This window comes from Bacillus cereus group sp. MYBK216-1, assembly GCF_051916495.1.
Lineage (GTDB): Bacteria > Bacillota > Bacilli > Bacillales > Bacillaceae_G > Bacillus_A > Bacillus_A thuringiensis_K.
On sequence record NZ_JBQAGT010000004.1, the window covers coordinates 467,394 to 487,188 of the forward strand.

Consider the following 19,795-nt stretch of genomic DNA (forward strand, 5'->3'; position numbering starts at 1 on the left):
GGACTACATGTGCTTGAGCAAGGTTTATTAGTAACGGCTGGGGTAGCATTCTTAATTTCTGTTGCCCTTTCGCCATTGTTTATTCCATTTTTAAGAAAATTAAAGTTCGGACAGAGTATTCGTGATGAGGGACCGAAGTCACATCAAAAAAAATCAGGGACACCGACAATGGGTGGTATCGTCATATACGTATCTATGATGGTAACTTCACTTATTATGGCGATTAAGTTTAATCATTTAGGTGCAGAGGTTTCGTTATTACTATTAGTGACATTTGGTTACGGATTGATCGGATTTTTAGATGACTACATAAAGGTAGTTAAGAAGAGAAATCTTGGTTTAACATCAAAACAAAAATTAGTAGGTCAGCTTGTTATTGCTATTGCATTCTTTTTAATTGGAAAAGGGCAAGCGTTCCACACATACATCATGATTCCAGGAACGGATGTTAAGTTTGAATTAGGTTGGGCGTATTTTGTACTTGTACTATTTATGCTTATTGGTGGATCGAATGCAGTTAACTTAACTGACGGTTTAGATGGTTTATTATCAGGAACAGCTGCTATTGCATTTGGAGCATTTAGTATTATTGCTGTGGCACAAGAGCAATTTGGAGTAGCGATATTCTGTATGGCAGTTGTAGGAGCTGTACTTGGATTTTTAGTATTCAATGCGAATCCAGCAAAAGTGTTTATGGGAGATACAGGTTCATTAGCTTTAGGTGGAGCCATTGCAGCTGTAGCGATTTTATTAAAACAAGAATTGCTACTTGTAATTATTGGCGGAGTATTCGTAATGGAAACTTTATCGGTTATCATTCAGGTCATTTCATTTAAAACAACAGGAAAACGTGTCTTTAAAATGAGTCCATTACACCATCATTATGAATTATGTGGTTGGTCAGAGTGGCGTGTTGTTGTGACGTTTTGGTCTGCAGGATTTTTATTAGCTGTGTTAGGAATTTATATCGGGGTGTGGATGTAATTGAAAACTGTAACTGAATTTCAAAATAAGAATATTCTTGTATTAGGCATTGCAAAAAGTGGTTATGCAGCAGCTACATTGTTACAAAAGTTAGGGGCAAATGTTATTGTAAATGACGGAAAGCCTTTAGCAGAGAATGTACTTGCTGCAGAATTACAAGCAAAAGGAATGGACGTTGTATGTGGTGGCCATCCTTTAGAATTATTAGAGAGAAATATTTCTCTTGTAGTAAAAAATCCAGGAATCCCGTATTCTAATCAAATACTAGTTGCTGCGAAAGAAAAGCAAATTCCGATTGTTACGGAAGTTGAATTAGCATATCGTATTTCAGAAGCACCATTTGTTGGGATTACGGGGTCTAACGGTAAAACGACGACGACAATGCTGACATTTGAAATGCTAAAAGAAGGACAAAAGCATCCTGTAATTGCAGGGAACATTGGAACTGTAGCGTGTGAAGTAGCACAGGATGCAAAAGAAAATGAAGTTGTAGTTACAGAACTTTCATCGTTTCAATTGATGGGAGTAGAATTGTTCCAACCTAAAATTGCTGCGTTTTTAAATTTATTTGAGGCCCACTTAGATTATCATGGGACGAAGAAAGAATATGGTTTAGCGAAAGCAAATATTTTTAAAAATCAAACAGAAAATGATTATAGTGTAATAAATGCGGATGATGCAGATGTGATGGCTTTGTCTGCGTATTCTAAAGGTCAAAAAATCCTGTTTTCGACAACGAAAGAAATTGAAGATGGCGCGTGTATAAAAGATAACGCTCTTTATTTCAAAGGTGAAAAAGTTGTTGAAGTAAGCGATATCGTTTTACCTGGTCAACATAATCTAGAAAATATTTTAGCTGCGATGAGTATTGCGAAATTATTAGGTACTTCTAATGAAGCAATTACGGTCGTGTTAAAACGTTTTACGGGTGTAAAACATCGTTTGGAATATGTAACAACGATTAACAACCGTAAGTTTTATAATGATTCAAAAGCAACGAATATGTTAGCGACTGAGAAAGCACTATCTGCGTTTACACAACCGATTGTGTTACTAGCAGGTGGGCTTGATCGAGGAAATGAATTCGATGATTTAATTCCGTATTTCAAAAATGTAAAAGCGATTGTAACATTTGGACAAACAGCTCCTAAACTAGTAAGAGCGGCAGAAAAAGCGGGATTAGATATAATTGAAAGTGTCGATACTTTAGATGAAGCAGTGGTGAAAGCTTATGTTCATTCTAAAGATGGTGATGTCGTTCTTCTTTCTCCAGCGTGTGCAAGCTGGGATCAATTTAAAACATTTGAAGAAAGAGGAGACATTTTTATACAAGCTGTGCATAAACTTATATAAAGTAAATCAAAACATCAGTAGGCTAACACCTACTGATGTTTTGTTACATAGGGCAAAAGGTTCTGCCTAAAGAGGTGGTGTTTGTGGGTAATGAAGAAAACGCCTGATTTTATTCTCATCATCGTAACACTTTCATTGTTGACAATCGGAATGATTATGGTTTATAGTGCGAGTGCAGTTTGGGCCTCTTATAAAATGGGGGACTCATTCTTTTTTGCAAAAAGACAATTACTGTTTGCGGGTCTTGGTGTAGTAGCTATGTTTTTTATTATGAAAATTGATTATTGGGTGTGGCGTACGTATTCAAAAGTGATTTTGCTAGTTTGCTTCATTCTTCTTATTCTCGTTCTTATTCCTGGAGTAGGTCTTGTTCGAGGAGGAGCACGAAGTTGGATTGGAATCGGTGCATTTTCGATTCAACCGTCAGAATTTATGAAGTTTGCGATGATTATTTTCTTGGCAAAGTTTTTAGCAGAACGGCAAAAATTGATTACATCTTTTAAACGTGGTTTATTACCGGCACTTACTTTTGTGTTTCTTGCTTTTGGGATGATTATGTTACAACCAGACCTTGGGACAGGAACGGTAATGGTTGGGACATGTATCATTATGATATTTATTTCGGGAGCGAGGGTCTTTCACTTTGCAATGTTTGGTTTGATTGGTGTAGCAGGATTTATAGGGTTAATTGCATCAGCACCGTATCGAATGAAACGCATTACATCATATTTAGATCCGTGGTCAGATCCGCTCGGAAGTGGATTTCAAATTATCCAATCATTACTCGCAATTGGACCTGGTGGATTATTTGGGCTTGGACTTGGACAAAGTAGACAAAAATTCCTTTATTTACCTGAACCACAAACTGACTTTATATTTGCAATCTTATCCGAGGAATTAGGTTTTATTGGCGGTTCATTTGTGTTATTATTATTTAGTCTATTATTATGGCGCGGGATTCGTATCGCATTAGGAGCGCCAGATTTATATGGTACGTTTTTAGCAGTAGGTATTGTGGCGATGATTGCGATTCAAGTAATGATTAATGTTGGTGTTGTAACAGGACTGATGCCTGTTACGGGTATTACCTTGCCGTTTTTAAGTTATGGTGGATCAAGTTTGACATTAATGTTAATGGCAGTAGGTGTATTATTAAATATAAGTCGCCATTCTCGCTACTAAACCCTGTTTATAAGACAGGGTTTTTCGTATGTGTGTAAAAATGCAATATGTATATAGAAATAAATATAATGGAAATAAGAAGCGGAGGAGTTAGTAGTGCGTGTATTAGTGAGTGGTGGGGGTACTGGTGGTCATATTTATCCAGCTCTTGCTTTAATTAGAGAAATAAAAAAGTTAAATCCAGAAGCAAGATTTTTATATATTGGTACGGAAAATGGACTAGAGAGTACAATCGTTCCAAAAGCAGGTGTACCATTTCAATCTATTGTTATAAGTGGATTTAAACGAAAAATATCATTAGATAATGTGAAAACAGTAATGCGTTTTCTAAAAGGTGTACAGGATAGTAAACGATATATTCGTCGTTTTAATCCTGATATCGTAATTGGAACGGGTGGCTATGTATGTGGGCCAGTTGTATACGCTGCAGCCAAATTAGGTATTCCAACTATTGTACACGAACAAAATAGTGTACCAGGTGTAACGAATAAATTTTTAAGCCGTTATGTAAATAAAGTTGCTGTTTGTTTTGAAGCAGCTATAGAGCATTTTCCAGAGTCAAAAGTGGTAATGACAGGTAATCCGCGGGCATCAGAGGTAATGGATCAAAATGGAATGAAAGGGAAACGTTCAGTTGGGCTTTCTCTTCCTAAAAAGTCTGTACTTATATTTGGTGGAAGTCGTGGGGCTAGACCGATTAACGATGCCTTCGTTGAAGCAATTGAACAGTTTGGGAACAAAAGCTACGAAATACTATATGTAACAGGTGAAGTACATTATGACAAAGTGATGGAAGCCGTTAAGCAAAAAGGGAACCCAAGCAATGTTATTATTAAGCCGTTCATTCATAATATGCCAGAGGTACTAACTGGTGTAGACCTTGTTGTTTCAAGGGCTGGGGCAACAACACTTGCAGAATTAACAGCGTTAGGAAAACCAAGTGTGTTAATACCGAGTCCGTATGTAACCAATAATCATCAGGAAAAGAATGCACGTTCAGTTGTTGATAAAGGAGCGGCAAAAATGTTACTTGAAAAAGATTTAACAGCTGAAACACTTATTCGTGATATTGATGAGATTTTATTAGATGCACAAACATTACAAAATATGAAGCTAGCTGCTAAGCAACTAGGTATTCCAGATGCAGCAAATAAGCTGTATGAAGTAATGAATAAGCTTGTAAAAAAATAAAGTGAGGCTTTAATCAGTGGGGAGTGATTCTCTCTCATTGATTATTACCCTTCACTAATCGGATATTTACGGGCATCCCGATTCCGCCTACTTTCTTTGTTTCTACCGAATTTTGATTTAGGAGTCGTACTGCCCGTAAATAGAGGGATAACGTTAGGTGAACGCCCTGCATATTATTGTCATAAGGAGACTTAATATGGGGGAGATTGTCTATGGAACAATTAGTAAATGAGCTTATAGAAGCAGACGTTGGTCGTGTTTTAGTTAACGAGTCGTTAGCACGTTATACAACTATGAAAATAGGTGGACCAGCGGATATTTTAATTGTGCCAAAGCATGTAGCCGGTATTGAAAAAACATTACAGTTAGTAAAGCAATACAAAACGAAGTGGACTGTAATTGGGCGCGGTTCAAACCTTCTTGTATCTGATCAAGGCATAGAAGGTGTTGTTATTCGTTTAGGAGAAGGATTAGATCACTTAGAGGTCGAAAAACATAAGGTAAGAGTTGGTAGTGGATATCCTCTTATTAAATTGTCAACTTTACTTAGTCGTCAAGGGTTAGCTGGATTGGAGTTTGCAAGCGGTATTCCAGGAAGTGTCGGTGGTGCAGTATATATGAATGCAGGTGCACATAAATCAGATATATCGAGTGTATTATCGAAGGCTCTCATTCTGTTTGAAGACGGTACAATTGACTGGTTAACGAATAGAGAACTGGAGTTTTCTTATCGGGCATCTGTATTGCAAACGAAACGTCCTGGTATTGTTTTAGAGGCAGAGTTTCAATTACAGGCGGGAAAACGTGAAGAAATTGTACGTAGCATGCAAAATAATAAAGATTACCGCCGTGAAACGCAACCATGGAATTATCCGTGTGCAGGAAGTGTATTTCGGAATCCAATCCCACATTTTGCAGGAGATTTAGTAGAAAAAGCAGGGCTTCGTGGTTATAGGATTGGTGGAGCTCAAATTTCTGAAATGCATGGCAATTTTATTGTTAATACCGGGGGAGCTTCAGCGCAAGATGTATTGTCCTTAATTGAATTAATAAAACATACAATTAAGGATAAATTTGATGTAGATATGCACACAGAAGTAGAAATCATTGGAAGATAACGGTTATTCATTCCGCTCATTATCATTTATGTTATAATAAGAAGATAAGAACGGCATGAGGAACATGCCGTTCTTTATGTTACATAGGGGGATCGTACATGAATAATAGTAAAGTGATTAAACTACAAGATCGTGTACCAAAATTGAAAAATCAAAAGAAAAAAAACAAAAAAAATGTTAATCATCGATTGATTTTATACATATCAATTTTATTTTTATTAGTGCTCTTTTTAATTTATTTTCGGTCTCCGCTTAGTAATATAAAAAAGATTAGTGTGTTTGGAAATCACTATATGACGGATGAACAAGTAATGAAGGATTCGGGCGTGACATATGATACAAGTTATTTCCGAGTGACAGCACATAAAGCTGAAGAAAACTTAACGAAGCGAAAAGAAATTAAAGCAGTAAATGTAAAAAAACGTTTTCCAAACAAGATTGATATTCATATCGAAGAATATTTAACGATTGGTTATATAAATAAAGAGGGAAAATTACAACCGTTATTAGAGAATGGAAAAACGCTTGATGTACTACCTAATGGAAAACTTCCTGTTGCAGCACCGATTTTTGAACCTTTTAAAGAAGAGAAAATGAAGGAGTTAATCACTGAACTAGAAAAATTAACACCAGCTATTTTAAAATCTATTTCGGAAATTCGCTATTCACCAACGAATGCGAATGAAGATCATCTTACTTTATATATGAATGAGGGTTATGAAGTGAGCACTACGATTCGAAATTTCGCAAAACGTATGGAAACCTATCCGCTTATTTTAAAAACAATTGAGCCAGGTAAGAAGGTATTAATTGACTTAGAAGTAGGTGCATATACGAAAGAATTAGGTGTGGAAGAAAAAAAAGAATAGAATGGTAGTTTTCGCTGGTTATAGCAGAAAAAACAGAACGAATGTTCTGTTATATGTATATGAATTTAGAAGAATGGTTCATTTGATGAAAAATATGTAAAAATTCTTAGATTCATACTAGTATTGGTACAAGTTTCACTTTTCTATGAGTACATCTTAGTGTAGACTTATACTTGGCGGTAAACTTTACACTCGAAATAGAATTATTTCAAGATAAGCAGTTATTCATAGTTTACTGCGATATTCTTAATTGAATGCTAAATAAAAATAAGAAAAATATAGGGTTAAAAAAGGGAAACGTATAAAGACGTTGAATATTTTTCTTATAAATAGTAAAGTTGCGATTGTTGTTCCATATATTGAGTTGTATGGTATAAATAAAGAAGGAGGTGCCAAAGAATGAACAGCAATGAAATATATGTTAGTCTTGACATCGGTACATCCAATGTTAAAGTCATCATTGGTGAAATGGTTAATGACAGCTTAAACATTATTGGTGTTGGAAATGTAAAATCAAATGGTTTAAAGAAGGGATCGATAGTTGATATAGATGAGACTGTTCGATCAATTAAAAAAGCAATTGAACAAGCTGAGCGCATGGTGGGAATCCACATTGAGCAAGTTGTAGTAGGTGTCAATGCAAACCAGGTACAGCTACTTCCTTGTCACGGAGTAGTCGCTGTTTCAAATGAAGATCGTGAAATCGGGAATGAAGATGTCTTACGCGTTCTAGATGCAGCACAAGTTGTGTCAATTGCTCCAGAACGTGAGTTTATTGATGTGGTACCTCGACAGTTCATCGTAGACGGTCTTGACGAGATTAACGATCCACGCGGGATGATCGGTGTAAGATTAGAAATGGAAGGTACACTTATTACAGGCTCGAGAACTTTACTACATAACCTACTTCGTTGTGTAGAAAAAGCAGGTCTTGAAATTGTTGATATTTGTCTTCAACCTTTAGCGGCTGCAACAGTTGCTATATCTTCAGATGAAAAAAATAGAGGAGTAGCCCTTGTTGATATGGGGGGAGGATCTACAACTTTATCTATTTTTAAAGATGGAGAGTTACAAGCGACGAGCGTATTACCATTAGGTGGAGACCATATAACGAAAGATATTGCGATTGGGTTGAAAACTTCAACAGAAAATGCAGATCAAATTAAGTTGAAATATGGACATGCTTTTTATGATACAGCATCTGAAGAAGAGATGTTTACGGTTCCTATTATGGGAAGCGACCAAACAGAACAATATTCTCAGTTGGAATTATCGGATATAATAGAGGCTCGTGTAGAGGAAATTTTAATGTTTGTTCAAGATGAAGTGCGTAAGTTAGGAGTAAAGCAAGTGGCTTCTGGTTATGTACTAACTGGCGGAATTGCTTCTATGCCAGGTGTTCTTGATCTTGCATATGATATTTTACATGAAAATGTTCGTGTAGCAACTCCTGATTATATTGGTGTGCGTGAGCCCCAATATACAAGTGGAGTTGGATTAATTAAACATTCTTATCAAAAAGCTAAATTACGTGGGAAAAATGTGCAGGAAAAGCAAGAGCATTTTGAACCAGTACCAGCACCAGCACCAACGCCGGTACAACAGCAACCCGCGAAACAAAAAACTCGTAATCAAAACAATAATAATCAAAATGATGACCGCATGATGTCAAAAGTAAAACGTGTATTCCGTTATTTATGGGATTAAAATTGGACACGAAAAATGAGGTTCTAGGGGGATTTCGACATGTTAGAGTTTGATACTACTCAAGATCAATTAGCGAATATAAAAGTTATCGGTGTCGGCGGTGGCGGAAACAATGCTGTAAACCGTATGATTGAACACGGTGTACAAGGTGTAGACTTTATCGCTGTGAACACTGATGCACAAGCATTAAATCTATCAAAAGCTGAAACAAAAATGCAAATTGGTGGAAAATTAACGCGTGGACTTGGTGCAGGTGCAAACCCTGAAGTAGGGAAAAAAGCTGCAGAAGAAAGTAAAGAACAGATCCAAGAAGCACTTCGTGGTGCGGATATGGTCTTCGTAACTGCTGGTATGGGCGGTGGAACTGGAACTGGTGCTGCTCCAGTTGTTGCTCAAGTTGCAAAAGAATTAGGTGCTTTAACAGTTGGTGTTGTAACACGTCCATTTACTTTTGAAGGACGTAAGCGTGCGACGCAAGCAGCATCTGGTATTGCAGCATTTAAAGAAAATGTAGATACTCTTATTGTAATTCCAAATGATCGCTTATTAGAGATTGTTGATAAAAATACGCCAATGTTAGAAGCATTCCGTGAAGCTGATAACGTATTACGTCAAGGTGTTCAAGGTATTTCGGATTTAATTGCAACGCCAGGTTTAATTAACTTAGACTTTGCAGACGTAAAGACAATTATGTCTAATAGAGGTTCTGCTTTAATGGGTATTGGTTCTGGTAACGGGGAAAATCGTGCTGCAGAAGCTGCGAAAAAAGCGATTTCAAGTCCATTACTAGAAACATCTATTGATGGAGCTCAAGGTGTTATCATGAACATTACGGGTGGCGCTAACTTAAGCTTATATGAAGTACAAGAAGCGGCAGATATCGTAGCTTCAGCTTCAGATCCAGAAGTAAATATGATCTTCGGTTCTGTTATTAACGAAGGATTAAAAGATGATATCGTTGTAACTGTAATTGCAACTGGTTTTGATGATAGCATTGCAACTCAACCACCAAAACCAATTATCCGTCCGAATGCGAACCACACGCAACAACAGCAACAACCAGTAGCTCAACCTTCAAAACAGCGTGAAGTAAAACGCGAAATGAAGCGTGAAGAGCCAGTTGTACATGAGCGTCATTCAGATTCAGATGATATCGATATTCCAGCATTTTTACGTAACCGTCGTAGACGATAAAAAAAGGAGCTTTCATGCTCCTTTTTTGTTTTTTAAATGGAAAAGACCTGCTAAGCAGGTCTTTTTTTATTTCGTATATTTCAATATATTTTGTTGGTGAAAATAAGAGTATATCATTCTATGAATTTGTACTTTTATTTTTTACCGACAGATTATGTCTAGAAATCACAAAATAACAAAAAAACACCTCCGCAAATTGACACACTTTCCTATTGGATATGCATTATACTAGTCTCAACTTGAAAAAAGAGGTGAATTGTTTGGTTGTTTACGCCGACGTTGTTTGGTTGTTAAACGCCTGCATTGATTTTCTTTTGCTTTTATTAACAGCTACCGTGTTAAAAAAGAAAATCAAAAGATGGAGGCTTGTGCTAGGGGCATTTATAGGTTCAACTATTGTTATTTTTGCCTTTACTCCTTTTGCTTCTATGATGACACATCCAATTATGAAACTACTGTACTCGTTACTTATTGTGTATACAGCATTTGGGTTTACAACATTTAGAAATTATGCACAAACTGTTTTTACTTTTTACTTTGTAACCTTTATGGTTGGCGGAGGATTAATTGGAACTCATTTCTTTTTGCAAACGAATGAAATGGTAAATGGATTGGTTCAATCTCAGTCAATTTCTTACGGTGATCCAATTAGTTGGTTATTTGTTATTTTTGGTTTTCCAGTAATTTATTATTTTTCTAAAAAGCGTATTGAAAGCGTAGAGGTCACGAAAATACACTATGATCAAATTGTGAAAGTAAAAATTCAATTAGCCGAAGAAGAACTAGAACTGGCAGGCCTTATTGACAGTGGGAACCAACTTTACGACCCATTAACCAAAACACCCGTTATGATTATGCATGTTTCATCATTAGAACATTGCTTACCATCTTGGTTAACAGAGCAAATTTATTCCAAAACAGAAATTCCTCAAATACCAGAAAATGATTCTGGTTGGGCGACCAAATTACGCTTAATTCCTTTCCGTGCAGTAGGAGTAGAGAGTCAATTTTTGTGGGCAATTAAGCCTGACAGTGTGCAAGTTGACCATGAAGGTAGTTCTATTGTTGTAAACAAAGTATTAATTGGATTAAATACACAACAGCTGTCTACTAATGGGGAGTATCAATGTATTGTGCATCCAAAAATGTTGATTTCACAAAAAATGGTGATCGCTTAATAATGAGAGGCGGGATAATATGATGAAATTAAAATTTTATTTAGTATACCTTTGGTATAAAGTATTGCTGAAATTAGGAATTAAGACCGATGAAATTTATTATATTGGTGGAAGCGAAGCGTTGCCACCACCGTTAACAAAAGAAGAAGAGGAAGTTCTTTTGAATAAATTGCCAAAAGGAGATCAGGCAGCAAGGTCATTACTCATTGAACGTAACTTAAGGCTCGTTGTATATATAGCAAGAAAGTTTGAAAATACAGGGATAAATATTGAAGATTTGATTAGTATAGGAACAATCGGCCTTATTAAAGCTGTAAATACATTTAATCCGGAAAAGAAAATAAAATTAGCAACATATGCATCTCGTTGTATAGAAAATGAAATTTTAATGCATTTACGTCGAAATAACAAAAATCGTTCGGAAGTTTCTTTTGATGAACCGCTAAACATTGATTGGGATGGGAATGAACTGTTATTGTCTGACGTGTTAGGTACAGATGATGATATTATTACAAAAGATTTAGAAGCTACTGTAGATCGTCACCTTTTAATGAAAGCATTACACCAATTAAATGATCGTGAAAAACAAATTATGGAACTTCGGTTTGGGCTTGCTGGAGGAGAGGAAAAGACGCAAAAAGATGTGGCTGATATGCTTGGGATTTCACAGTCATACATTTCGCGTTTAGAAAAAAGAATTATAAAAAGATTACGAAAAGAATTTAATAAAATGGTGTAAAGAATAAGACCAGCCGTTATGTAGGCTGGTCTTATTCTATTTAGTTGTATTAGGAAAGATAATTTAAATAACAAATCATGAAAAAACCACATGCATAAAATCCCCTTCAAAGGAAATACTTTACACTGTACAGCAACTCCCGATAGGAGGGAACACTTTGACGAGAAACAAAGTAGAAATTTGCGGTGTTGATACAGCTAAACTTCCAGTATTAAAAAATGAAGAGATGCGTAAATTATTTCGTGAAATGCAAAGTGGAGAGATAAGCGCAAGAGAAAAATTAGTGAATGGAAACTTACGTCTTGTACTGAGCGTCATCCAAAGATTTAATAACAGAGGAGAATATGTTGACGATTTATTTCAAGTTGGTTGCATCGGACTTATGAAATCAATTGATAATTTTGATTTAGGCCAAAATGTAAAATTTTCAACGTATGCTGTGCCGATGATTATTGGGGAAATACGCAGATATTTGCGTGATAATAATCCGATTCGCGTATCGCGCTCATTGCGAGATATTGCGTATAAAGCTTTGCAAGTAAGAGAAAAGTTGATTGCAGAAAATTCAAAAGAACCAACAGCAATGGATATTGCAAAAGTGCTAGAAGTAACTCATGAAGAGATAGTATTTGCTTTAGATGCGATTCAAGACCCAGTTTCATTATTTGAACCGATTTATAATGATGGAGGAGATCCTATCTTTGTTATGGATCAGTTAAGTGATGAAAAACAAAAGGACGAGCAGTGGGTTGAAGAATTAGCATTGAAAGAAGGAATGAAGCGTTTAAATGATAGAGAGAAAATGATTATTAGAAAACGTTTCTTCCAAGGAAAGACACAGATGGAAGTTGCAGAAGAAATTGGGATTTCGCAAGCGCAAGTATCACGTTTAGAGAAGTCAGCCATTAAACAAATGAATAAAACGATTCAAGGATAAGGTCTCACCAATTATGGTGAGACCTTTTTATATGTAATATAGTTTGTGCTCATAGTAGGGGATTAGTGTTCATATAATGAAACTAGTATGGTGTTTCGTATAGGTGGCTTCCTGTAAATATGAGAAACAGTTTCCAATTCGTCATATAAGGGAGAGGATAAAAATGGTGATACGAATTTCAGAGTTACAGATGAAGGATGTTATAAATATTTCAGATGGAAAAAGGATTGGGAATATTGGAGATATTGAAATTGATATGAACACAGGGAAAGTTTGTTCTGTTATTATTTCCAAACAGACACGTATGCTAGGTATTTTTGGAAAAGATGTTGAGATTGTAATTCCTTGGAAGGAAATTGTGAAGATTGGAGAGGATGTCATACTTGTAAGAGTAAATCCTGTTAATACTGTAACAGAATCAATACAAACACCGACAATTTCATAAAGAATATTACAAATTCCTCTTTTTTTTCTGTTAGGATTATGAAAAAATAAAAGTATGGTAAAATAGACAGGAAGTACCATGCTTTTTTCTGTTATTTTAATTAAAAGGAGCCGCTTTATTATGAGAGAACCATTTAAATATGTGGACGGTATACTGTATTTACAAGCGTGGAAAGAACTTGGAAACATTACTGCTGGATTTACGACAAAAGATGGTGGGATAAGTACGGGCTCCTTTCATACGATGAATTTAGGATTACATGTGAATGATATCGTGGAGAACGTTCATGAAAACAGACGCATTTTAGCAAATAAGTTACAAAAACCATTAGAAAACTGGATTTGCTCTGAACAAGTTCATGCTCATCATGTTGAAAAAGTAGGGCAACAGGAAAAGGGAAGTGGCGTCTATTCATATGAGGACGGCATTTCAAAAACAGATGGCATTTATACGAGTAATGAAGATGTTCTGTTAACGTCTTGTTACGCGGATTGTGTTCCGCTCTATTTTTATGCACCATCACATGGTATGATAGGACTTGCGCATGCTGGATGGAAAGGCACTGTACAAGAGATTGCAAAGGAAATGATTCAAAAGTGGGATGCAGAAGGTATTTCAAGTGATGAAATTCATGTTGCAATTGGGCCGTCGATCGGATCTTGTTGTTATGTTGTGGATGATCGTGTATTAACAGCAGCACAGGAAGTAGTTAGCGGTGCTGTTCCTCATCAAAAAATTTCTGACGGGCAGTACGCAATTAATTTAAAAGAAATTAATCGTATATTATGTGTACAAGCAGGCATAAAAGAAGAGCATATTGTAATGTCATCTCTTTGTACAAGCTGTGAAGAGCAACTATTTTTCTCTCATCGTCGTGATCAAGGTAAGACAGGAAGAATGTTGAGTTTCATAGGTTTTAAGGAGGAAGGAAGCAAGTGACAGTACAAGAAAATTTAGTAATTGTAAACGAAGCTATTAAAGAATCTTGCGCTCGAGCTGGACGTTCGTTGCAAGATATTAAACTTGTTGCAGTTACAAAAACTGTAGGGATTGAAAAAACAAACGAAGTAATTGAAGCTGGAATTATCGATTTAGGTGAAAATAGAAATGAAGGTTTCTTACAGAAATACGAGCATTTCGGTTCAAAAGTTAATTGGCACTTTATTGGCTCATTACAAACGAGAAAAGTAAAAGAAATTATTAATGAAATTGATTATTTACATTCGTTAGATCGTCTTTCCCTGGCGAAAGAAATTCAGAAACGTGCTGATAAGAAAGTAAAATGCTTTATTCAAGTGAAAACCTCATCTGAAGAATCGAAGCAAGGATTGGCAATAGAAGAGGTTGTTTCTTTTATTCAAAGTTTGCAAGAATTCGATAAAATTGAAGTGGTTGGACTAATGACGATGGCTCCATTTACAGAAGAAGAGGAAGAAATCAGACGCTGTTTTAAGGAATTACGTATGCTGCAAACAGAGGTGCAGGAGCTAGAGTTATTACATGCGCCATGTAAAGAATTATCAATGGGAATGTCCAACGATTACACGATTGCAATTGAAGAAGGGGCTACATATATTCGTTTGGGAACGATTTTAGTAGGAAAAGCGTAAAAGGAAGGAGAATCTTATTATGAGTTGGTCAAAAGTAAAATACTTCTTTTTTGATACACCGGAAGAAAAAGAAGCAGCTCAATATGGTTATGAAAAGGAGCAAACAGACATGAAAAAGCAGCAAGATCCACCAGAACAACAAGACGTTACGTTTCCGAAAGCACAACCGAAGCAAAATGTTGTTAGTATTGAAACAGCAAAACAATCTTCAAAAGTTGTTTTATTAGAACCACGCACATATTCGGAAGCGCAAGGGATTGCGGACCACTTAAAAGGTAGACGAGCTGTTGTAATTAATTTGCAGAGAATGTCTACTGATCAAGCGGTGCGTATCGTTGACTTTTTAAGTGGTACTGTATACGCTATAGGCGGGGACATTCAAAAAATAGGACCGAAAACATTTATGTGTACACCTGAAAATGTAGATATTGTTGGTGCAATTTCAGAGTTATTCGGTGAAGAAGAAGAAACAAATATAAAGAGGTGGTAATACGCCATGACAACAGTTTTTATAGTGTTAAGTTATGCTATCGAGATTTACTCGTGGGCACTTATTATTTACATTCTCCTATCATGGTTTCCTGGTGCAAAGGAATCATCTTTTGGAGAGTTCCTGGCACGTATTTGTGAACCGTATTTAGAACCATTCCGCCGCTTTATTCCGCCGCTTGGAATGATTGATATTTCTCCAATCGTTGCAATCTTTGCGTTGAAACTTGCTAAAACTGGTTTGTTCAGTTTATTAAGCTATTTCTTATAGTAAGAAGGTAAATACATGAGCATCTACGAACATTTTAGGCCTGATGAGGAGGTCTTTGTGGATAAAGTGCTAGAGTGGAAGCGAGCGGCGGAGTACCATCAAGTGAAGTTAACGGATTTTCTTGATCCTAGGCAACAACAAATTGTTTCTATGGTAATAGGACAAGGTGATGTTGCTGTGCAATTTGGTGGTGCAACGCCTAATGCAGAGCGTAAAAGAGCACTTATTTATCCAGACTATCTAGAATTAAATGAAGAAGAATTTCAAGTAGAAGTATTAGAAATTGACTATCCTTCCAAGTTTTATACGCTAGAACATAGGCAAATATTAGGTACATTTATGTCTCTTGGTTTAACAAGAGAAAAATGTGGTGATATTTTGCTGCAAGAAAATCGTGCCCAAATTGTAGTTGCGAAAGAAATTGTATCGTATATTGAGATGAACTTACAATCAATAGGGAAAGTAAAAGTCTCTTTAGCGTCAGTGCAAGGAGAAAAAATTCTACAGATACATGAAACGTGGGGAGAGAAATCTGGAACGGTTTCTTCACTTCGTTTAGATGTTATGTTAGCTGAAATGTTACATTTATCTAGACAGAAAGTACAACCTTTCATAAAAAATGGTTTAGTAAAAGTCAATTGGAAAACAGTGGAGCAAACTTCGTATGAATGTTATCCAGGAGATGTTTTTTCTGTTAGAGGATATGGCCGAAGTAAATTATTTTCTGTAGAAGGTAGAACAAAACGCGACAAATGGAGAATTTTGTATGGTATACTAAAATGATTGGTTTTTTAGAAGGAAATCCTCCTATTTTGTCGAAGAAAAGATATAATTGAAAGAGGAAATTTAGATAACTACTTGGAGGTGGCGTTGTGCCGTTAACACCATTAGATATTCATAACAAAGAATTTGGTCGCGGATTCCGTGGCTATGATGAAGATCAAGTAAATGAGTTTCTTGATCAAATTATCAAAGATTATGAATTGGTCATTCGTGAGAAAAAAGCTTTAGAAGAAAAAGTTGCGCAGTTAGAAGGGAAGTTAGATCATTTCTCTAATATTGAAGATACGTTAAACAAATCTATCGTTGTTGCACAAGAAGCAGCGGAAGAAGTAAAACGTAATGCGCAAAAAGAAGCGAAATTAATTGTGCGTGAAGCTGAAAAGAATGCTGATCGTATTATTAACGAAGCATTAGTAAAATCAAGAAAAGTTGCTTTTGATATTGAAGAGCTAAAGAAACAAGCGAAAGTATTCCGAACTCGTTTCCGTATGTTATTAGAAACACAGCTTGAGATGTTAAACAACGATGATTGGGATAAACTAATTGAATTAGAAGACGAAGTAGATGAACTGTTGAAAAAAGAAGAAACAGTGTAAGCTTGACGTTTTTCTCATTATTACATATAATTTTAAACAACATATTTATTAAGAAAAACGAAGATAGGGATAAGTACCTTTTCAAACCTTATATAGCGAACTGAGGATGGTGTAAGCTCAGGATAAGGAGATAGTGGGAATATCACCCTGGAGTTCCGCGCTGAACAAATAGAGTAAGCGTAGGCGTGTATTCGCGTTAAGAATATAAAGAGGATTCTATACATATGTATATGATCTACTAGGGTGGTACCGCGGGAGACTTTCTCGTCCCTTTTTGGGATGAGAAGGTCTCTTTTTTATTCCGTTTTTTAAGTATTTCTTTTATACATGTAAGGAGGAATTGAGCATGGAGTACAAAAATACATTACTGATGCCAAAAACTGAGTTCCCAATGCGTGGGAATTTACCAAAACGTGAGCCTGCAATGCAAGAAAAATGGGCTGAAATGAATATTTACGAAAAAGTACAAGAACATACAAAAGGTCGTCCTTTATTTGTATTGCATGATGGACCTCCATATGCGAATGGTGACATTCATATGGGACATGCATTAAATAAAGTATTAAAAGACTTTATTGTTCGTTATAAATCAATGACTGGTTTTAGTGCACCATATGTTCCAGGATGGGATACGCACGGTTTACCAATTGAACAAGCTTTAACAAATAAAGGTGTAAAACGTAAAGAAATGACAGTTGCTGAGTTCCGTAAGTTATGTGCAGAGTATGCATATGAACAAGTAGAACGTCAACGTGAACAATTTAAGCGTCTAGGTGTACGTGCAGATTGGGATAATCCATATATTACTTTAGAGCCAGCTTATGAAGCACAACAAATTAAAGTGTTTGGTGACATGGCGAAAAAAGGTTATATCTATAAAGGTCAAAAACCAGTTTACTGGTCTCCAACGAGTGAATCTGCTTTAGCGGAAGCTGAAATTGAATATCAAGATAAAAAATCAGCATCTATTTACGTAGCATTCCCTGTAAAAGATGGAAAGAACGTATTAGAAGGTGATGAAAAGTACATCATTTGGACAACAACACCTTGGACATTACCTGCAAACTTAGGTATTTCTGTTCACCCAGAGCTTGAATATAGCATTGTAAAAGTAAATGATGAGAAATATATCATTGCTTCTGAGCTGTTTGAGACAGTTGCAAAAACGTTAGAGTGGGAAAATGCTGAAGTTGTGAAAACAGTAAAAGGTAGCGAACTTGAGTACACAGTTGCAAAACACCCATTCTACGATCGTGATTCATTAGTTATGCTAGGAGATCACGTAACAACAGATGCAGGTACAGGTTGTGTTCATACAGCACCAGGACACGGGGAAGATGACTTCGTTGTTGGTAAAAAGTATGGATTAGAAGTACTTTGCCCAGTCGATGATAAAGGTGTGTTAACAAATGAAGCACCTGGATTTGAAGGCTTATTCTATGATAAAGCTAACAAACCAATTACAGAAAAATTAGAAGAAGTAGGCGCGTTACTGAAACTAACATTCATTACACATTCATACCCACATGATTGGAGAACGAAAAAACCAATTATTTTCCGTGCGACAGCACAGTGGTTTGCGTCTATTGAAGCATTCCGTAAAGAATTAATAGAAGCTGTAGCGGAAACAAAATGGGTACCAGCATGGGGAGAAACTCGTCTTCATAATATGGTTCGTGACCGTGGTGACTGGTGTATTTCTCGTCAGCGTGCATGGGGTGTGCCAATTCCGGTATTCTATGCTGAGAATGGTGATCCAATTATTACGGATGAAACAATTAACCATGTAGCAGATTTATTCCGTGAACACGGTTCTAACGTATGGTTCGAGCGTGAAGCGAAAGATCTATTACCAGAAGGGTTTACACATCCGGGTAGCCCAAATGGCGAATTCCGTAAAGAAACAGACATCATGGATGTATGGTTCGATTCAGGTTCTTCTCACCAAGCGGTATTAGAAGAGCGCGAAGATTTACAGCGTCCAGCTGATTTATATTTAGAAGGATCTGACCAGTATCGTGGTTGGTTTAACTCTTCATTATCAACAGCAGTTGCTGTAACAGGTAAAGCACCATATAAAGGCGTATTAAGCCACGGTTTCGTACTAGACGGTGAAGGACGTAAAATGAGTAAGTCGATTGGAAACATCGTCGTACCGAAGAAAATTATGGATCAATTAGGTGGAGACATTTTACGCTTATGGGTATCTTCTGTTGACTATCAATCTGACGTACGTATTTCAGATGATATTTTAAAACAAGTAGCAGAAGTGTATCGTAAAATCCGTAACACATTCCGTTTCTTATTAGGAAACTTAGACGACTTTAATCCAAGTGAAAATGCAGTAGCTGTAGCTGAACTTCGTGAAGTAGATCGTTACATGTTAGTGAAATTAAATGACTTAATTACAAAAGTTAAAGAAGCATATGAGACATACGACTTCGCTGCTGTGTATCATGCAATTCATAACTTCTGTACAATTGATTTAAGTTCATTCTATTTAGACTTTGCAAAAGACATTTTATACATTGAAGGTGCAAACCACGAAGATCGTCGTGCAATTCAAACTGTATTATATGATGTTCTTGTTGCGTTAACGAAACTTGTAACACCAATCTTACCGCATACAGCTGATGAAGTATGGCCATATATTCCAGGCGTAACAGAAGAAAGTGTACAATTAACTGATATGCCAGAAGCTGTACAATTAGATGACGCGGAAGCGTTAAAAACAAAATGGGATGCATTTATGACATTACGTGATGACGTGTTAAAAGCACTAGAAGTAGCTCGTAATGAAAAAGTAATCGGTAAGTCATTAAATGCAAGCATTACACTATATCCAACTGCAGAAATGAAAGTTATGTTGGAGTCTATTAGCGAAGACTTAAAGCAATTATTCATCGTTTCTGAGTATAAACTTGGTGGTATGATGGATGAAGCGCCAGCAGATGCACCGAAGTATGAACATACAGCGGTTGTTGTTGCCCAAGCAACTGGTGAAATATGTGAACGTTGTTGGGTAGTTTCAGAAACAATTGGTAAAGATACTGAACATGAAACATTATGTGAGCGTTGTGCAACAGTTGTTAAAGAAAACTATGTAAAATAATAAAAAAGCTGACTGCTATTGATGCAGTCAGTTTTTT

The 19,795-nt window shown here is 36.3% G+C and carries 19 protein-coding genes and 1 other annotated feature; all 19 genes read left to right on the forward strand.

The window, feature by feature from the left end; genetic code table 11:
* The first annotated feature begins 9 nt into the window (after positions 1 to 9).
* Positions 10 to 984, forward strand: coding sequence for a phospho-N-acetylmuramoyl-pentapeptide-transferase (gene mraY, locus ACTFRH_RS17000; protein ID WP_000893057.1), 975 nt, complete (start codon positions 10 to 12; stop codon positions 982 to 984).
* Positions 985 to 2,337 carry a UDP-N-acetylmuramoyl-L-alanine--D-glutamate ligase gene (gene murD, locus ACTFRH_RS17005; protein ID WP_000860131.1) on the forward strand — a complete coding sequence of 451 codons (1,353 nt, stop codon included), beginning with the start codon at positions 985 to 987 and terminating at the stop codon, positions 2,335 to 2,337.
* A gap of 90 nt (positions 2,338 to 2,427) precedes the next feature.
* Positions 2,428 to 3,519, forward strand: a complete 1,092-nt coding sequence (gene spoVE, locus ACTFRH_RS17010) for a stage V sporulation protein E (RefSeq protein WP_003302429.1) — start codon at positions 2,428 to 2,430, stop codon at positions 3,517 to 3,519.
* A gap of 96 nt (positions 3,520 to 3,615) precedes the next feature.
* A complete protein-coding gene (murG, locus tag ACTFRH_RS17015) occupies positions 3,616 to 4,710 on the forward strand; it encodes an undecaprenyldiphospho-muramoylpentapeptide beta-N-acetylglucosaminyltransferase (protein ID WP_001265422.1) in 1,095 nt (364 codons plus the stop codon).
* A 212-nt stretch (positions 4,711 to 4,922) separates the two neighbouring features.
* Positions 4,923 to 5,828 carry a UDP-N-acetylmuramate dehydrogenase gene (murB, locus tag ACTFRH_RS17020; RefSeq protein ID WP_000437029.1) on the forward strand — a complete coding sequence of 302 codons (906 nt, stop codon included), beginning with the start codon at positions 4,923 to 4,925 and terminating at the stop codon, positions 5,826 to 5,828.
* 98 nt (positions 5,829 to 5,926) lie between these two features.
* Positions 5,927 to 6,697, forward strand: a complete 771-nt coding sequence (gene divIB, locus ACTFRH_RS17025; RefSeq protein WP_001065790.1) for a cell division protein DivIB — start codon at positions 5,927 to 5,929, stop codon at positions 6,695 to 6,697.
* 399 nt (positions 6,698 to 7,096) lie between these two features.
* Positions 7,097 to 8,404 carry a cell division protein FtsA gene (gene ftsA, locus ACTFRH_RS17030; RefSeq protein ID WP_001087557.1) on the forward strand — a complete coding sequence of 436 codons (1,308 nt, stop codon included), beginning with the start codon at positions 7,097 to 7,099 and terminating at the stop codon, positions 8,402 to 8,404.
* A 39-nt stretch (positions 8,405 to 8,443) separates the two neighbouring features.
* A complete protein-coding gene (ftsZ, locus tag ACTFRH_RS17035; RefSeq protein WP_000888984.1) occupies positions 8,444 to 9,598 on the forward strand; it encodes a cell division protein FtsZ in 1,155 nt (384 codons plus the stop codon).
* A gap of 260 nt (positions 9,599 to 9,858) precedes the next feature.
* The gene (gene spoIIGA / locus ACTFRH_RS17040) at positions 9,859 to 10,776 is read left to right on the forward strand and encodes a sigma-E processing peptidase SpoIIGA (protein ID WP_000261975.1); all 918 of its coding nucleotides are present in this window, start codon (positions 9,859 to 9,861) and stop codon (positions 10,774 to 10,776) included.
* 19 nt (positions 10,777 to 10,795) lie between these two features.
* Positions 10,796 to 11,515: an RNA polymerase sporulation sigma factor SigE gene (sigE, locus tag ACTFRH_RS17045; protein WP_000976948.1), complete on the forward strand. Its 720-nt coding sequence runs from the start codon at positions 10,796 to 10,798 to the stop codon at positions 11,513 to 11,515.
* A gap of 157 nt (positions 11,516 to 11,672) precedes the next feature.
* Positions 11,673 to 12,452 carry an RNA polymerase sporulation sigma factor SigG gene (gene sigG, locus ACTFRH_RS17050; RefSeq protein ID WP_000197755.1) on the forward strand — a complete coding sequence of 260 codons (780 nt, stop codon included), beginning with the start codon at positions 11,673 to 11,675 and terminating at the stop codon, positions 12,450 to 12,452.
* 163 nt (positions 12,453 to 12,615) lie between these two features.
* Positions 12,616 to 12,897: a YlmC/YmxH family sporulation protein gene (locus ACTFRH_RS17055; protein ID WP_000236748.1), complete on the forward strand. Its 282-nt coding sequence runs from the start codon at positions 12,616 to 12,618 to the stop codon at positions 12,895 to 12,897.
* 120 nt (positions 12,898 to 13,017) lie between these two features.
* The gene (gene pgeF / locus ACTFRH_RS17060) at positions 13,018 to 13,836 is read left to right on the forward strand and encodes a peptidoglycan editing factor PgeF (RefSeq protein WP_001209016.1); all 819 of its coding nucleotides are present in this window, start codon (positions 13,018 to 13,020) and stop codon (positions 13,834 to 13,836) included.
* Positions 13,833 to 14,507 carry a YggS family pyridoxal phosphate-dependent enzyme gene (locus ACTFRH_RS17065; RefSeq protein WP_000218005.1) on the forward strand — a complete coding sequence of 225 codons (675 nt, stop codon included), beginning with the start codon at positions 13,833 to 13,835 and terminating at the stop codon, positions 14,505 to 14,507. The genes pgeF and ACTFRH_RS17065 overlap by 4 nt, the downstream gene beginning before the upstream one ends.
* Before the next feature lie 19 nt (positions 14,508 to 14,526).
* Positions 14,527 to 14,997, forward strand: coding sequence for a cell division protein SepF (locus ACTFRH_RS17070; RefSeq protein WP_000119129.1), 471 nt, complete (start codon positions 14,527 to 14,529; stop codon positions 14,995 to 14,997).
* A 6-nt stretch (positions 14,998 to 15,003) separates the two neighbouring features.
* Positions 15,004 to 15,267, forward strand: coding sequence for a YggT family protein (locus ACTFRH_RS17075; protein ID WP_000214233.1), 264 nt, complete (start codon positions 15,004 to 15,006; stop codon positions 15,265 to 15,267).
* A 15-nt stretch (positions 15,268 to 15,282) separates the two neighbouring features.
* Entirely contained in the window at positions 15,283 to 16,050 is a 768-nt protein-coding gene (locus ACTFRH_RS17080) for an RNA-binding protein (protein WP_002164155.1), read from the forward strand.
* A gap of 89 nt (positions 16,051 to 16,139) precedes the next feature.
* On the forward strand, positions 16,140 to 16,646 hold the full coding sequence (divIVA, locus tag ACTFRH_RS17085; protein ID WP_001131611.1) for a septum site-determining protein DivIVA: 507 nt from the start codon (positions 16,140 to 16,142) through the stop codon (positions 16,644 to 16,646).
* Between the two features lie 51 nt (positions 16,647 to 16,697).
* Positions 16,698 to 16,921, forward strand: a binding site (T-box leader).
* A 71-nt stretch (positions 16,922 to 16,992) separates the two neighbouring features.
* Positions 16,993 to 19,758: an isoleucine--tRNA ligase gene (gene ileS2 / locus ACTFRH_RS17090; RefSeq protein WP_000455955.1), complete on the forward strand. Its 2,766-nt coding sequence runs from the start codon at positions 16,993 to 16,995 to the stop codon at positions 19,756 to 19,758.
* Positions 19,759 to 19,795 lie beyond the last annotated feature (37 nt).

Excerpts from the sequence above, each read along its gene's own strand:
- ACTFRH_RS17070 (WP_000119129.1), top strand. The coding sequence starts at position 14,527 with ATGAGTTGGTCAAAAGTAAAATACTTCTTTTTTGATACACCGGAAGAA.
- murB (WP_000437029.1), top strand. The coding sequence starts at position 4,923 with ATGGAACAATTAGTAAATGAGCTTATAGAAGCAGACGTTGGTCGTGTT.
- divIB (WP_001065790.1), top strand. The coding sequence starts at position 5,927 with ATGAATAATAGTAAAGTGATTAAACTACAAGATCGTGTACCAAAATTG.
- sigE (WP_000976948.1), top strand. The coding sequence starts at position 10,796 with ATGATGAAATTAAAATTTTATTTAGTATACCTTTGGTATAAAGTATTG.
- spoVE (WP_003302429.1), top strand. The coding sequence starts at position 2,428 with ATGAAGAAAACGCCTGATTTTATTCTCATCATCGTAACACTTTCATTG.
- ACTFRH_RS17080 (WP_002164155.1), top strand. The coding sequence starts at position 15,283 with ATGAGCATCTACGAACATTTTAGGCCTGATGAGGAGGTCTTTGTGGAT.
- ACTFRH_RS17055 (WP_000236748.1), top strand. The coding sequence starts at position 12,616 with ATGGTGATACGAATTTCAGAGTTACAGATGAAGGATGTTATAAATATT.
- ACTFRH_RS17075 (WP_000214233.1), top strand. The coding sequence starts at position 15,004 with ATGACAACAGTTTTTATAGTGTTAAGTTATGCTATCGAGATTTACTCG.
- ftsZ (WP_000888984.1), top strand. The coding sequence starts at position 8,444 with ATGTTAGAGTTTGATACTACTCAAGATCAATTAGCGAATATAAAAGTT.
- pgeF (WP_001209016.1), top strand. The coding sequence starts at position 13,018 with ATGAGAGAACCATTTAAATATGTGGACGGTATACTGTATTTACAAGCG.
- ileS2 (WP_000455955.1), top strand. The coding sequence starts at position 16,993 with ATGGAGTACAAAAATACATTACTGATGCCAAAAACTGAGTTCCCAATG.
- ftsA (WP_001087557.1), top strand. The coding sequence starts at position 7,097 with ATGAACAGCAATGAAATATATGTTAGTCTTGACATCGGTACATCCAAT.